The organism is Nocardia sp. NPDC023852 (assembly GCF_040639505.1).
Classification (GTDB): domain Bacteria; phylum Actinomycetota; class Actinomycetes; order Mycobacteriales; family Mycobacteriaceae; genus Nocardia.
Window position 1 is genome coordinate 332,031 of sequence record NZ_JBFAAB010000001.1, and the last position, 14,246, is coordinate 346,276.

The window sequence follows — 14,246 nt, forward strand, 5'->3', positions numbered from 1 at the left end:
TGGTGGCTGGCGAGCCATTCCACCCACAGTGGCGTCATGTGGTCGCGGTAGTAATCGCCGAAAGGTTCGGCCAACATCCACAGCTTATCGGCGCCAATCGCGGCTAGGGCTCGACCACGGGCAAAAATCACGGCGTGTAAAGAATTACAGCCACGTCAGGCAGCTTTTCAACGCATAGCTGTTCGCATCGCTGCGATCCGGATGCGCGCGACTCGATGCCGTGGTCTCTATAGATCCAAGGATCTACTCCGATGGTGAGCTATTATGCAGCAACAGGTTCGCTTGCGCCGTGAATGGAGGCAAGGACATGGCTGTCGGTGCATTCATATACCAGAATTCCTCGGGCTACTCCGACCGTATCAACGATCCTGACGAGTATCGAACCTACAATATCTACATCGGGAACGGGTCGATTGAAAACAAAACCAACGCCACCGTACGTCTGTATACCGGGACGGATGGCCGCGGTGACTCCGATTACCTGAATCCCAACACCAGCACGTACCTCACGAGGAGCTATTTGAGTTGCGTGTTCACATCCTGACTTCGACCTTTCGCCTTCGTGGTGTGCTGGTCTATGGGCTGGGCCACGTGACGTAGCAATATCGAACTTCGCCTCAGATGTCCGAGGTGTCCTGGTCCTGCGGGGCGACGACGAAGGTGTCCTGCCCGTCCGGGTCCAGTCCGGCGTCGAGGATCTTGTCGTCCAGGAAGGCGGCGGCCTGCTGGTCCAGGAAGATGCGTGATCCTTCGGCAGTCAGGACCTGGTCTTGCTCGGCCGGTGCGGCGGCAACCGCGAGCTGCAGCGTCTCCGCGCCGTCCGCCGCGAAGATTCGCAGCCCGGCATCCTCCGGCGTCCCCTCCGAGGACGTGATATTGCGAACGACCTCGATAGCAGTGGGGGTCAGCATCAACATGTGTCTATTTCCTTCCGCTGTCGTGACAATCGATCAGAAATATGGCGGACTCGGATTGTGCGGGCCGGTCCCAACGTGATCGTCGTCGGTGCCTGCCACCAGCACCGACGTTCTCCCCACGAGTAGCCAAAAGCTGCTTCGCGAAACATATCCCCGGCGTAGCCCTCATTTTCCCTGCTCGGGGGCGAACTCTCGCCCCAAGCGAACCACTGCTGGGTCACAGCGTCGAGCTCATTTTCGGCGAGCACCCGAACATGCCGCCCACGCGGTTGTGGTGTCGCAAATTCCGGCAACTCCTGCCGCAGCCGCGGCTCGGCCAGCGCTTCCTCGAATAACATTTCTTCGAATGTCCGTCAGCTCCTGTGCCTTTCGGCAACCCAACCAAGAAGCCAGAAACAGCTGATTCCAGTGCGGCCTTGTTTCCGTAATAAATACGCAGCGAACTTGTGGTGTGCCGCAATCGACTTTGTCGCATGGGTTTCGGCCGTGCTCGATTGCGATGTCGGAAGACGCACCGCGCTACCCGCTTCCGGTGAGTCCGCCCATGTTGGCGAATCGGGCGAAATCGCCTTGGGCTCCGCTGTATACGTTGAGGTCGGTGCGACCGGCAATGCCCGGGATGGCGCCGCGGTCGGTGGTCTGCCAGAACGTCCAGGTGGGCCAGCCGCCGGGGACCTCGGGTTGGGCGTTGCCGCGGTAGTCGGCGATCCAGAGGGGGTATCTGGTGAACTCGGTGGTGTCGGCCATCGCGCTCTGCCAGAACCGGGGATAGGTGTAGATGATGGGCACGCGGCCGGTCAGTGCCTGCACGGTGGTGAGGTACCGGCGAGTCCAGTCGATCAGGGCCGCTGGATTGAGCCCGCCGGCGTCCTCCAGGTCGAGGACCGGCGGCATATCGAGCGGGCCGTTCTGCCCGAGCACCACCGCCGCGTACATCGCGGCCTGTGGTTCGGGTGGCAAATTCGGCCGGGCGTAGTGATAGGTGCCGCGAGCTATGCCGGCCGCGCGCATCAGCAGACTGTCGGGCACGAAGTAGGGGTTGATGTAGCTCAGGCCCTCGGTGGCCTTGACCATGGCGAAGTCGTGGCCGGAACGTTTGACCGCGAACCAGTCGATCAGCCGTCCGTCGACGTGCTGCCAGGACGAGACATCCGGCCCGCTCGGTGCGGCCGTGGCGACCGGGAGGGTAGCTGAAAGGCTGCCGATCAGGGCTATCAGCGATAGCGCCGCACCTTGGCGACGGATGGTCGAGGCCCACCAAGAGTTGTCCATGTCATTGGACGATAGCGACTTGCTCTAGCTGTTACCAGTGGTGCAGGTGTGGCAGTTGTGTACGGTAACCGCGCAGCCACGCACCGGATGCAGCAGCGTCGTTTTGGTGAAGGTGGTCCAGAAGTCGCAAACCGGCTCGGGCTACTGGTGTCGGTGTGGCGGCGCCCGGCCGGCACCGGGGGCCGCTACCCCGACGATGCTGCGCAGAAAGGTTGTATTGCAGGGGTTTTCCCTGTTCTTCCCATGAGCGATCGGTGCCGCTCAGTACTCCCGCGACGTGTCCGGCTTCATACGCCCGGCGGCGATCAACGCTTGCCGTGCCGCTGCCTTACGCGGGCAGTCCTGTACCCGGCACCCGCGATGGCGCTGCATGGTCCAGTGCGCTTCGGACACGCTCAGCGGCTGGTCGGGTGGCTCGTGCGGCCACCCGTGCGGCCACAGCCCGGCGTGGGCGGGCTGGGCGTCCTCGGCCCGGCTACGTCGGCGCTCGGCTCTCCACTCGGCCTGTACGCGATCCACGATCTCTTGCGCCGACGTGCCGTCCGAGTCGGCTTCTCGCCACCAGTTGAACCCCACCGCTCCACCCCTGCCGTGTTCGCTGCCATTGGTGGCACCCGACGCCGAGGGCTTTCGCCACCGGCTGGCGGCTCAGTGCTGGCCGGTGTGCCGATGAGGGCAACGGCATCGACCCGGCGCCGGGTGCCGGGTGCCGGGGTAACAATGACGGTCTGGTCGGCGGAAACTGTCCCGCTGCGGGACAACTGCCTACCCATCTAGCATTGGGTTTCGCCAGTACTCGTTGAGGATGAGCAGATGAGCGAACACCAGAGGCACGACGAAGGCCGATACGTGGGCCGCCAGGTGCGCGTGATTCGCGCCCGGCGCGGTATCTCTCAACAGGTCTTGGCCGACCGAGTCGGTATCAGCCGCGGCGCGATCGCCAAGTACGAGAACGGCGAACGGCCGGTGGATTCGCGACGGACGCTGCATGCGCTGGCGCAAGCGCTCGGTGTCTCGATCGGCGACCTGACCGGACACGAACAGGACCGGCTCGACCCGTCTTCGGCCGGGTTCCATGCCGCTGTGCCGAGTATCGAAACCGCGCTGTGGACGGCCGGGAACACCACGCGCACGAGCCCGCTGCGGAGAATCGAGGAGCTGAAGGCGACGGCGCGGCAGGCTGCCCATCTGCGACGTGCCTGTGATTACGCCGCGCTCGGGCCGATGCTGGCGCCGTTGCTCACTGACTGCTACCAGCACACCCGCGAGGCAACGGGAACGGACCGTGATACGGCATGGGATGTGCTTGCCACCGTTGCGTACATAACCGCGCAGTCGGCATCGCGTCGCGGTTATTCAGCATTGGCATGGACCGCCGCGCAGGAGATCGAGCGGGCGACCGCGAACATCGGTGGCACGGCAGGTCCGGCGACGACGGCCTTCACCCACAGTCAGATTCTTCTCTCACGCCCAGGCTCGTTGCCCGCCGCCCTGGACCGCGCGGTGAGCACGGCGCAGCGCCTCGCGCCGGATGTGCGTACGCTCGGCGAAGTCGAAACCTACGGAATGCTGCATCTGCAAGCCGCTCTCGCCACGGCGGCGCTCGGCGGCGATCCCGCAACGCACTTGGACGAGGCAAGCGAGCAGGTGGACCGGCTCGAGCGGTCGGCGACCGGAGCGTCGATACTGCGCAATCCCACCTTCGGCGCGGCCAATGTCACGCTGTGGCGCATGTCGGCCGCGATGGAACGACGCGAGCCGGATCAGGTCCTGGAGCTGGCACCCACCCTGGCCCCCGAAACGATTGCCGCCGAAGGACGCCGGGCACAGTACTTCGTGGAAATCGGCCGCGCCCATGCCCTCCGACGCGACTACCGGCAATCGCTGCACGCTCTACTGCGTGCCGAACACACTGCACCGCAACAGGTTCGAGGCATGAGCCACGTGCGCGAACTGGTCGGACACATGATGCGAACGGCTCGCCGTGAGCTGACGACCGGTGATCTGGGGCGACTGGCCAAACGAGTCGGTGCTGTTCCGGCATAAGCGCCGACACCGGACGTGTCGCGCCGCAACTGACACGATGGGGCGATGAACGACAACGGAGATCTCGTCCTGTATGCGATCGTCACCGGCTCGCCCCTGGCCCGCGATGTCGGCACGTTGGTCGATCTGGCACAGGCGGACGGCTGGGATGTGTGCGTGATCGCCTCGCCGTATGGCTACCGGTTCATCGACGCCGAAGCACTCGAAAGGAAGACCGGCCATCCGGTGCGCAGTCAGTACAAGGAACCCGGCACACCGGACATGCTTCCACCCGCCGACGCCATGATCGCCGCTCCGATCACCGCCAACTCCCTGGCGAAGTGGTCCGCGGGAATCTCCGACACGCTGCCCCTCGGCCTGCTGGTCGAAGCCGTCGGACTGGGCCTGCCCGTCGTCGTGGTCCCCTACTCGAACCGGGCCCAACTCGGATTTCCACCCATTCAGAACGCCATGCGCAACCTCGCCGACTGGGGCGTGACCGTCCTCGGCGACCACACCGGACACGAGCCCCGAACCGGCGAGAGCACGCGACACCTGTTCCCTTGGCACAGCGCCTGGCAAGCAGTCCGCACGCACCCACGACGTGAGAACAGAAGCTAGCCCAAGGCAGTCAGGGAATCCGCTGGGCAGAGCAACCTGATGGCGCGCGTCCGCACCGGAAGCGGTTCAGCCAAGCCAGTCCAATACCGACGCCGCGGTCCAGGACTGCTGCATGCTGCCGAGCGGTTCTCCGGTGAACGGCTCGTAGTACTCGGCGAAGCTGCCGTCGCTGGCCTGGCGCAATCCCTCGGCGCGCAGCATGAAGGAGCGTTCGGCCCAGCCGCGCCGGGCGAAGACCCAGGAGAACAGCCAGCTCATCACCGGCCAGACCGGGCCGCGCCAGTATTCGCGGGAGCGGAACTCCTTGGACACCGGTGAGGTGGAGGGCGGCAGCGCGTATCGCAGGTCCGGATGTCCGCAGAAGCGCGGGCCCTCGAATATCCGCAGCAGGCTGCGTTCGGTGTTGCGCGGCAGGCCGCCGCACAGCAGCGGCGCGAACATGGCGAGTGTCTCGGTGCCGATCCACCGCCCCAACCGCACGTCGAAGTCGCGCGCGGCGCCGGTGCGGGCGTCGGTCGTCGCGACGACGCCCGCGCGGAACCGGTCGGCCCACGTGTACAGGTCGCGCACGTCGGCGTTGGGCTGCTTGTACTCCTCGCCGATATTGGCCAGTACCTCGCAGGCCAGCGCGAAGATCGCGGTGACGAACACGTCCTCGACGGCGAAGCTCATGGTGGAGGCGAGCTGGTAGTCGTCGTAGCAAGCGCGGCGCATCTGCTCGACCAGCCACAGGTAGCGGTCGTACTCGCGGTCGGTGGGCCGCTGGGTCGGATCGGCGACCACGAGCAAGTCCTCGCGGTGGTAGGCAGGCAGGTCGCCGGGGACCACGTTCTCGTAGGCGCGGTCCCAGCGCGGCGAGTTGTCCATGCCGGACTCCCACCCGTGATACAGCGTGATCCGGCCGGTCTCCTTGGGGTCTCGGGCATGCGCCAGCCAACGGTGCCAGCGCACCAGGTCCGGCCAGCGGCGGTTGAGAAACCCCTCGGCCACCGACCGGGTGCTGCGGCCATGCCTGCGGGAGTGGTCCAGAATGCGCTGCACCGCGATGGCATGCACCGGTGGCTGGGTGATCCCGGAGGTGTCCGGGCCATCCGGTGCGTTTGCGGCCAGCTCGCGGCACTCCCAGCGGGACGGGCCGGGAAAGTATCCGTCGACGCCGTTGGCGAAGACGATGTGCGGGATCATGCCGTTCTTCCACTGCGCCGAGAGCAGGGTGTCGAGCTCGATCACCGCCCGCTCCACGCTCAGCGGAGCCAGCCCGACCGCGACGAACGCCGCGTCCCAGCTCCACATGTGCGGATACAGCCGCGGCGCGGCGGTGGTCATCGTGCCCAGGTCGTTGCCACGCAGCAGGTAGGCGGCGCGGGCTGCGAGCTGGGTTGGGGTGAAGCCCGCGTGTTGCATTCCCCTATTCTGCGATGCCACTCGCGGATATGCCCGCTCAGCGGCGTCCGAGTCGCCCTCGTCACTCTGCGGGTGTGCAGTGCTTTGGGTTCACGCGCACTCTCTCGGATGGTTACGGTGAGGTCCATGACCTCCGCCGTGACTCGGAAACCGACCGCGTTGATCACCGGCGCCAGCCGCGGGCTCGGCGCCGCGATCGCGCGTGCATTGGCGCCGACGCACGACCTGCTGCTCGGTGCCCGCTCGGCGGACGCGTTGCGTGACATCCTGGCGGAGCTGCCCGACGCGACCGGGTGGCCGGTCGAGCTGACCGACTATCCCGCGGTCGCCGCGGCGGTCGCGCCGATCCGACGTCTGGATGTGCTGGTGCACAACGCCGGTGTCGCTGACCTCGGCGCCATCGCGGAATCCACCGTCGATCAGTGGCGAAAGACCTTGGAAGCCAACCTGATCGCGGTCGCCGAGCTGACCAGGCTGCTGCTTCCCGCGCTGCGGTCCGGTAATGGCCATGTGGTGCTGATCAATTCGGGCGCCGGACTGCGCGCGAACGCCGGCTGGGCCTCCTACGCGGCGAGCAAATTCGGGCTGCGCGCCTTCGGTGACGCACTGCGGCTGGAAGAGCCCGCGCTGCGGGTGACCTCGATTCACCCGGGCCGCATCGACACCGACATGCAGCGCCAGATCGTCGCGGACGAGGGCCGCGAGTACGAATCGGCGGAGTTCCTCACTCCCGAAACGGTCGCGGGTGCGGTGCGTGCCGCCATCGACACTCCGCGCGACGGGCACCCCACCGAGATCGTGCTCCGTCCCTACTGATCCCGCCTGCTCGGCCCGCTGACCTGCCGCTTCGCGACACGGCTGGATCGTGACCTCGACGCCCGAGAAGGCTGGCGTCACACACTCCCCAGCGCGGTCAGGCGACGATGTTCACCAGCCGGCCGGGCACCACGATCAGCTTGCGCGGCGCGGCCCCGTTCAGCAGCGCGGCGATTTTCTCGTCGGCCAGCGCGGCAGCCTCGATAGTCGCGTTGTCGGCATCGGCGGCCACCTGAATTCGGCTGCGCACCTTGCCGTTCACCTGGATCGGGTACTCGACCGACTCATCCACCAGCAGCGCAGGATCGGCGACCGGAAACGGGCCGTGCGCCAGCGACGCGGTGTGGCCCATGCGTTCCCACAGCTCCTCGGCGATGTGCGGGGACAGCGGAGCCAGCATCAGCACCATCGGTTCGACCACGGCGCGCGGCGCGCCGTCCGGGTAGGTCTTGGTCAGGTGGTTGGTCAATTCGATCAGCTTGGCACCCGCCGTGTTGTCACGCAGCGCGGCGAAATCCTCATCCACGCCGGCGATCGTCTTGTGCAGCAACCGCAGCGTTTCGTCGGTCGGCACGGCGTCGGTGACCCGCACACCGCCGGTCTCCTCGTCCACCACAAGTCGCCAGAAGCGCTGCAGGAAGCGGTGCGCGCCCACGACGTCCTTGGTCGCCCACGGACGAGAGGTATCCAGCGGACCCATCGCCATCTCGTAGAAGCGGAAGGTGTCCGCGCCGTACAGATCGCACATCTCATCCGGAGAGATGGCGTTCTTCAGCGACTTACCGATCTTGCCGTATTCCTGGAACACCTCGATCTCGGCGCCGGTGGCGTCGGTCCAGAAGAACGTGCCGTCCCGCTCGACCACCTCTGCGGCGGGCACGTACGCGCCGCGCTCATCGGTGTAGGCGTGCGCCTGGATGTAGCCCTGGTTGAACAGCCGCCGGTACGGCTCCGAGCCGGTGACATCGCCCAGATCGAACAGCACCTTCTGCCAGAAGCGCGCGTACAGCAGGTGCAGCACCGCGTGCTCGACGCCGCCGACGTACAGGTCCACGCCGCCCGGGTCGTTCGGGCCGCCGACCGCTGTGCGTGGGCCCAGCCAGTACGCCTCGTTCTCCTTGGCGCAGAACGCCTCGGTGTTGGTCGGGTCGGCATAGCGCAGCTGGTACCAGGAGCTGCCCGCCCAGTTCGGCATCACGTTCGTGTCGCGCCGATACTGCTTCGGCCCGTCGCCCAGGTCCAGTTCGACGTGCACCCAGTCGGTGGCCTTGGCCAGCGGCGGCGACGGCTCGGAGGACGCGTCGTCCGGGTCGAAGGTCACCGGCGCGAAGTCGTCCAGCTCCGGAAGCCGCACCGGCAGCATGGATTCCGGCAGTGCGTGCGGTGCGCCCTGCTCGTCGTAGACGATCGGGAACGGCTCGCCCCAATACCGCTGGCGGGCGAACAGCCAGTCGCGCAGCTTGTACTGGATGGTGCCGGTGCCGTGACCGTCGGCATCCAGCCGGGCGATCACCGTTGCCTTGGCGTCCTCGACCGAAAGCCCGTTCAGGTAGTCGGAATTCACCAGCTCGCCATCGCCCGAGTGCGCCGAAGCGGTGATGTCGCCGCCGGAGATGACCTCCTTGATCGGCAGGCCGAGCACGGTGGCGAAATCCCAGTCGCGCTGGTCGTGGCCGGGCACCGCCATGATCGCGCCGGTGCCGTACCCGCTGAGCACGTAGTCGGCGATGAAGATCGGCACGGGGGCGCCGTCGACCGGGTTGGTGGCGTAGGTGCCGAGGAAGACGCCGGTCTTCTCCCTGCTCTCCTGGCGCTCCAGATCCGACTTGGCCGCGATCGACTTGCGGTATGCCGCGACGGCATCCGCGGGAGTGGCGGCACCCTCGTTGGTCCAGCGCGGGTCGGTGCCTTCGGGCCACGCGTCGGCGGTCAGCTTGTCGACCAGCTCATGCTCCGGTGCCAGCACGACGTACGTCGCACCGAACAGGGTGTCGGGCCGGGTGGTGAAGACCTCGATCTGCTCGCCATCGGCGTCGAACTTCACCCGCGCACCACGCGAGCGCCCTATCCAGTTGCGCTGCATGGCCTTCACGTTCTCCGGCCAGTCCAGGTCGTCGAGATCGTCGACCAGCCGGTCGGCATAGGCGGTGATGCGCATCATCCACTGCCACAGCCGCTTGCGGAACACCGGGAAATTCCCACGCTCGCTCCGCCCTTCGGCGGTGACCTCCTCGTTCGACAGCACGGTGCCGAGGCCGGGACACCAGTTGACCATCGAATCGGTTTGGTAGACCAGGCGATACGAATCCAGCAGCGCGCTGCGCTCCGCGACGGTCATGGTGGCCCAGTCCTGCCCGCCGGGGGCGGGCCGCGCGCCGGAGGCGAATTGGGCTTCCAGTTCGGCGATCGGGCGGGCGCGATCGGCTTCCTGGTCGTACCAGGCGTTGTAGATGCGCAGGAAGATCCACTGGGTCCAGCGGTAGTACTCCGGGTCGGTGGTCGCGAACGAGCGGCGCCGGTCGTGGCCGAGACCCAGCCGGTCCAGCTGACGCTGCATGGTGGCGATGTTCGACTCGGTGGTCACCCGCGGGTGCGCACCGGTCTGCACCGCGTACTGCTCGGCGGGCAGACCGAACGCGTCGTAGCCGAGGGCGTGCAGCACGTTGCGGCCGTGCATGCGGTGGTAGCGGGCGAAGACGTCGGTGGCGATATAACCCAGCGGATGCCCGACATGCAGACCGGCGCCGGAGGGGTAGGGAAACATGTCCTGCACGAACAGCTTGTCGGCCGGGGTCGTCCCGGCGAGCGGGCCCACCGGATTCGGCGCGTGGAAGGTTCCGCGCTCATCCCACGTCCGCTGCCACCGACGCTCGATGCGGCCGGCAAGCGCCGCGCTGTACCGGTGCTCTGGCCCAGCGCTTTCGGTTGCACGTGTGTCCTGCACGGTCCTGCCTTCTTGTGATCGCCGATCCTGGACAAACTTCGTCTATCAGCGTAGAACGTCCGGTCTCCAGGACCGAAAATCGGGCTGGCCTGGACATCCTTCGCGGCGCTCGGTGCACGGCCCGGCAGCGGCCGGTTGGCACGGATGCGCTAGCCTCCATGGGTGTTCGTCGTCGCTCTGATCCTGTTCGTGCCGGCTGTCGTGGCCATCACAACCGGCGCACTCGGGCTGACCGGTCGGCTGCCCCGCAACCGTTTCGTCGGGGTGCACACCGAGGCCGTGCTGTCGAACGACGAAATCTTCCGTCTGGCGAACCGCGTCGCCGCTCCCACGTCCCTTGCTGCCGGGGCGCTGCTGTTCGCCGGTGGTCTTGTCGCGCTGGCCGCAAGCGGGATCGTCGCGCTCCTGGTCGCGGCCGTTGCCGCGGCCGTCGCACTGTTCACCCTGGGTGCGGGCGCCACCGCCGCCGCGCAGGCGGCCGACGCGATTGCCCCGCCCGTCGAGGTCGGCGCCTGCGGCAGCTCCTGCGGCGCGTGCTCGCTCCGCGACGCCTGCCAGCCCGCGAGCTGACCACCCTTGGTCGGCACACGCCGGCGGCGCGACACCGCGCGACAGCCGATGGAATAGACGTAGCGCACACAGCAGTGACGGCACCGAGTTCTTTTCTCTCGCCGCCTATTTCACCGGATTATCGAGGTTGTTTGCGCTGGTCGCAAGCTCGGGTAAAAGGCGTCGCGATGGCGCTCGGCTAGGTCGAGTCAGATATAACGGCCATAGCCTAGTGGCGGCGTCAATGTTTTTTCCGGCATGTTTCCTTCAGTTGCTTTACGTCGACCGGATCGCCGGATGAACGTAGCGTCGAAGTCGTGACAATTCCAGAACACTTGCCCATGACCGCGGGCGAGCTGCGCTCGGCCGGCTACCTGCCGCGTGGGGTCAAAACCGAGATTCGCGAGAACCTGCTGGCCCTTCTCGGTTCCGGCAGCGACCCGTGGCCCGGCATCGTCGGCTTCGACCGGACCGTACTGCCGCAGCTGGAACGCGCGCTGCTCGCGGGTCACGACGTCGTGCTGCTGGGTGAGCGCGGCCAGGGCAAGACCCGGCTGCTGCGCACCGTGGTCGGCCTGCTCGACGAATGGACACCCGTGATCGCCGGCGCGGAACTGGGCGAGCACCCGCTCGCCCCGATCAGCCCGGCCGGTCGCAGGCTGGCCGCCGAGTTCGGTGACGACCTGCCCGTCGCGTGGCGGCACCGCTCGGAGCGTTATGCGGAGAAACTCGCCACGCCGGACACGTCCGTCGGCGACCTGATCGGTGACGTAGACCCGGTCAAGGTGGCAGAGGGCCGCAGCCTGGGCGATCCCGAAACCATCCACTTCGGACTGGTGCCGCGCGCCCACCGCGGCATCGTGGCGATCAACGAGCTGCCCGACCTCGCCGAACGCATCCAGGTCGCGCTGTTGAACGTGATGGAGGAACGCGATATCCAGGTTCGCGGCTACACCCTGCGCCTGCCCCTGGACGTGCTGCTCGTCGCGACCGCCAACCCTGAGGACTACACCAACCGGGGCCGGATCATCACGCCGCTGAAGGATCGGTTCGGCGCGGAGATCCGCACCCATTACCCGCTCAGCGTTCAGGCCGAGGTCGCCCTGGTCCGCCAGGAGGCCGAACTGGTGGCCGAGGTAGGGGATCCGCTGATCGAGGTGCTCGCCCGGTTTGTGCGGCAACTGCGCGAGTCGTCCGCGATCGATCAGCGGTCCGGAGTGTCCGCGCGGTTCGCGGTCGCCGCGGCCGAAACGGTGTCCGCCGCCGCGCTCCGGAGGTCCGCGCTCACCGGGGAACATCCCGCCGTCGCCCGGCCGGTCGATCTCGAATCCGTGCCCGCGGTGTTGCGCGGCAAGCTGGAGTTCGAGTCCGGCGAAGAGGGACGCGAGCAGGAACACCTCACCCACCTGCTACGGCGCTCGTTCTCCGAGACCGCGCGGGAACTGCTCGGCGGTCTGAATCTGCGGCCGTTGGCCGAGGCGGTCGGTGCCGGCCACCTGGTCACCACCGGCGAACGTGTGCCAGGTAAGCAGGTCCTGTCCGCGCTGCCCGAACTGCCCGTCCTGCACGAGGTCGCCGGTCGGCTCGGCGTCGGCGCCACCGACCCGCCCGCCCGGATCGCGGCAGCCGTCGAGTTCGCCCTGGAAGCCCTCTACCTGGCTCGCCAGGTCGCGAAGGATTCCGACGACGACATCGCGGTGTACGGCGGGTGACCGCCGCCGCGTCTGATCCCGGGAGGCACCATGACAAGCGCTGACCGCTACTCCTACGGGCCCTATCACGACGGGCCTGATCCTCTGGCGCCACCGCTCGACCTGCGGGAGGCGCTGGACCAGATCGGGAACGAGGTGATGGAAGGCAGCTCGCCCCGCACCGCACTGCAGGAGCTGTTGCGGCGTGGCACCAGCACCATGCCGGGACTGGAGGAGCTGACCCGCAGGCTGTGGCAGCGCCGCTCCGAGATATCCCGGCGGCACCGGCTGGACGGCACCCTGCAACAGGTCCGCGAAATGCTGCAACGGGCACTGGAAGCCGAGCGTGGTGCACTGTTCCCCGACCCGTCCGACGACGCCAGATTCGCCGAAGCGCAGCTGGACGCACTGCCATCGAGCACGGCGGCCGCTGTCAACGAGCTCACCGACTACAACTGGCGATCGGAAACCGGCCGCGAGACCTACGGGAAGATCCGCGACCTGCTCGGCCAGGAACTGCTGGAATCCCGTTTCCAGGGCATGAAACAGGCCCTGCAGAACACCGGGCCCGAAGATGTCGAGCAGGTCAGGCAGATGATGTCCGACCTGAATGACCTGCTCGCGACACATGCCAGCGGCGAGGACACCGAACAGCGGTTCGCCGACTTCATGGCCGAGCACGGCGAGTTCTCCCCGGAGAACCCCAGCAGCACCGAGGAGTTGATCGACGCGCTCGCCGCCCGTGCCGCCGCCGCGCAACGGATGCTGAACTCGATGTCCGCACAGCAGCGAGCGGAGCTGGCCGAACTGATCGGCCAGGCATTCGGCGATCCGAGCGTTGCCCAGCAGGTCGCCGCGCTGGACGCGAATCTGCGGGCGTTGCGTCCGGGGGAGGATTGGGACTCCGAGCAGCGGTTCCGCGGCCAGGACCCGCTCGGCCTGGGGGCCGGCGCGCAAGCCCTGCAGGACCTCGCCGAACTGGATGCGCTAGCCGAGCAACTCGGCCAGTCCTACCCGGGTGCCCGGCTGGAGGACATCGACTTGGACACACTGGCCCGCCACCTCGGCGAGGACGCGAGCGTCGACGCGGCCCGGCTGGCCGAGCTGGAGCGGGAACTGCGCAGGCAGGGCCTGTTCGAGCGGACGAAGGACGGCTCGCTTCGGTTGACTCCCAGGGCTTTGCGGCGGCTCGGTGAGGTGGCGCTGCGCCGAGTCGTCGGGCAGTTGCGGTCCCGGCGCGGTGAGCGGGACACCGCCTTGGCGGGTGCGGCCGGCGAGCCGACCGGTTCCGCGCGGAAGTGGCGGTTCGGCGACACCGAGCCGTGGGACGTGCCGAGGACTGTGCGCAACGCCGTGCTGCGGTCGGCGTCGACGAGCAGTCGCCGTGTCGCGCTGGACGTGTCCGACGTCGAAATCATGGAAACCGAGCAGCGGTCCAGGGCAGCCGTGGCACTGTGCGTCGACACGTCCTGGTCGATGGTGCAGGACGGCAGGTGGGTGCCGATGAAGCGCACGGCCCTTGCCCTGCACCACTTGATCGGCACGCGGTTCCGCTCCGATGCGCTCAGCGTGATCACCTTCGGTCGGCAGGCCACCACCGTCGATATCGGCGAGCTGACCGCGCTGGAAGCGGTGTGGGAACAGGGCACCAACCTGCACCACGCGCTGCTGCTGGCCGCACAGCATCTGCGCAGGCATCCGGACGCCGTGCCGGTTGTGCTCGTCGTGACCGATGGCGAGCCGACGGCTCACTCGGAGCCGAACGGTGCGGCGTACTTCAGCTGGCCGCCGCAGCCGCGCACCCTGGCCGTGACCATGGCCCAGGTGGATGCCCTGGCCAAGCTCGGCGCGTCGGTGACGGTCTTCATGCTCGGCGATGACCCCCGGTTGGCCGCGTTCGTCGACCTGGTGGCCCGCCGCAGCGGTGGCCGTGTCGTGGCCCCCGACCTCAACGGTCTCGGCGCCGCCGTGGTCAGCGACTATCTGCGTGGCAGGCGCGGCTGATCG

Annotated in this window: 11 protein-coding genes; 6 read left to right on the forward strand and 5 right to left on the reverse strand. The window is 67.5% G+C overall.

What is annotated here, in order from left to right:
* Positions 1-617: 617 nt before the first annotated feature.
* From AB0H00_RS01465 to AB0H00_RS01475, 3 genes are all read right to left on the reverse strand, one after another.
* Positions 618-917, reverse strand: a complete 300-nt coding sequence (locus AB0H00_RS01465) for a hypothetical protein (protein ID WP_357259021.1) — start codon at positions 915-917, stop codon at positions 618-620.
* 519 nt (positions 918-1,436) lie between these two features.
* Positions 1,437-2,189, reverse strand: a complete 753-nt coding sequence (locus tag AB0H00_RS01470) for a glycoside hydrolase family 25 protein (protein WP_357259023.1) — start codon at positions 2,187-2,189, stop codon at positions 1,437-1,439.
* Positions 2,190-2,450: 261 nt separating this feature from the next.
* Positions 2,451-2,765, reverse strand: coding sequence for a hypothetical protein (locus AB0H00_RS01475; protein WP_357259026.1), 315 nt, complete (start codon positions 2,763-2,765; stop codon positions 2,451-2,453).
* 237 nt (positions 2,766-3,002) lie between these two features.
* Between AB0H00_RS01475 and AB0H00_RS01480 the strand changes: the two genes are divergently transcribed.
* Together AB0H00_RS01480 and AB0H00_RS01485 are read left to right on the forward strand one after the other, a co-directional pair.
* The gene (locus AB0H00_RS01480) at positions 3,003-4,235 is read left to right on the forward strand and encodes a helix-turn-helix transcriptional regulator (RefSeq protein ID WP_357259029.1); all 1,233 of its coding nucleotides are present in this window, start codon (positions 3,003-3,005) and stop codon (positions 4,233-4,235) included.
* Between the two features lie 45 nt (positions 4,236-4,280).
* Positions 4,281-4,835 (forward strand): flavoprotein, encoded by a 555-nt coding sequence (locus AB0H00_RS01485; RefSeq protein WP_357259032.1) that lies wholly within the window; start codon positions 4,281-4,283, stop codon positions 4,833-4,835.
* Between the two features lie 66 nt (positions 4,836-4,901).
* On the opposite strand, the gene AB0H00_RS01490 is transcribed toward AB0H00_RS01485, so the two are convergent.
* On the reverse strand, positions 4,902-6,239 hold the full coding sequence (locus AB0H00_RS01490) for a glycogen debranching protein (RefSeq protein ID WP_357259035.1): 1,338 nt from the start codon (positions 6,237-6,239) through the stop codon (positions 4,902-4,904).
* Positions 6,240-6,365: 126 nt separating this feature from the next.
* On the opposite strand from AB0H00_RS01490, the gene AB0H00_RS01495 reads away from it, so the two are divergent.
* The gene (locus tag AB0H00_RS01495) at positions 6,366-7,055 is read left to right on the forward strand and encodes an SDR family oxidoreductase (protein WP_357259036.1); all 690 of its coding nucleotides are present in this window, start codon (positions 6,366-6,368) and stop codon (positions 7,053-7,055) included.
* Positions 7,056-7,152: 97 nt separating this feature from the next.
* Here AB0H00_RS01495 and leuS read toward each other — a convergent pair whose 3' ends face one another.
* Complete coding sequence (gene leuS / locus AB0H00_RS01500; RefSeq protein ID WP_357259039.1) at positions 7,153-9,999, reverse strand: leucine--tRNA ligase; 2,847 nt, start codon at positions 9,997-9,999, stop codon at positions 7,153-7,155.
* 162 nt (positions 10,000-10,161) lie between these two features.
* On the opposite strand from leuS, the gene AB0H00_RS01505 reads away from it, so the two are divergent.
* The 3 genes from AB0H00_RS01505 to AB0H00_RS01515 all read left to right on the forward strand — a co-directional run bounded on the left by AB0H00_RS01505 (position 10,162) and on the right by AB0H00_RS01515 (position 14,243).
* Positions 10,162-10,569: an SdpI family protein gene (locus AB0H00_RS01505; RefSeq protein WP_357259042.1), complete on the forward strand. Its 408-nt coding sequence runs from the start codon at positions 10,162-10,164 to the stop codon at positions 10,567-10,569.
* Positions 10,570-10,889: 320 nt separating this feature from the next.
* The gene (locus AB0H00_RS01510) at positions 10,890-12,260 is read left to right on the forward strand and encodes an ATP-binding protein (protein ID WP_357260365.1); all 1,371 of its coding nucleotides are present in this window, start codon (positions 10,890-10,892) and stop codon (positions 12,258-12,260) included.
* A gap of 30 nt (positions 12,261-12,290) precedes the next feature.
* Positions 12,291-14,243, forward strand: a complete 1,953-nt coding sequence (locus AB0H00_RS01515) for a VWA domain-containing protein (RefSeq protein ID WP_357259045.1) — start codon at positions 12,291-12,293, stop codon at positions 14,241-14,243.
* Positions 14,244-14,246 lie beyond the last annotated feature (3 nt).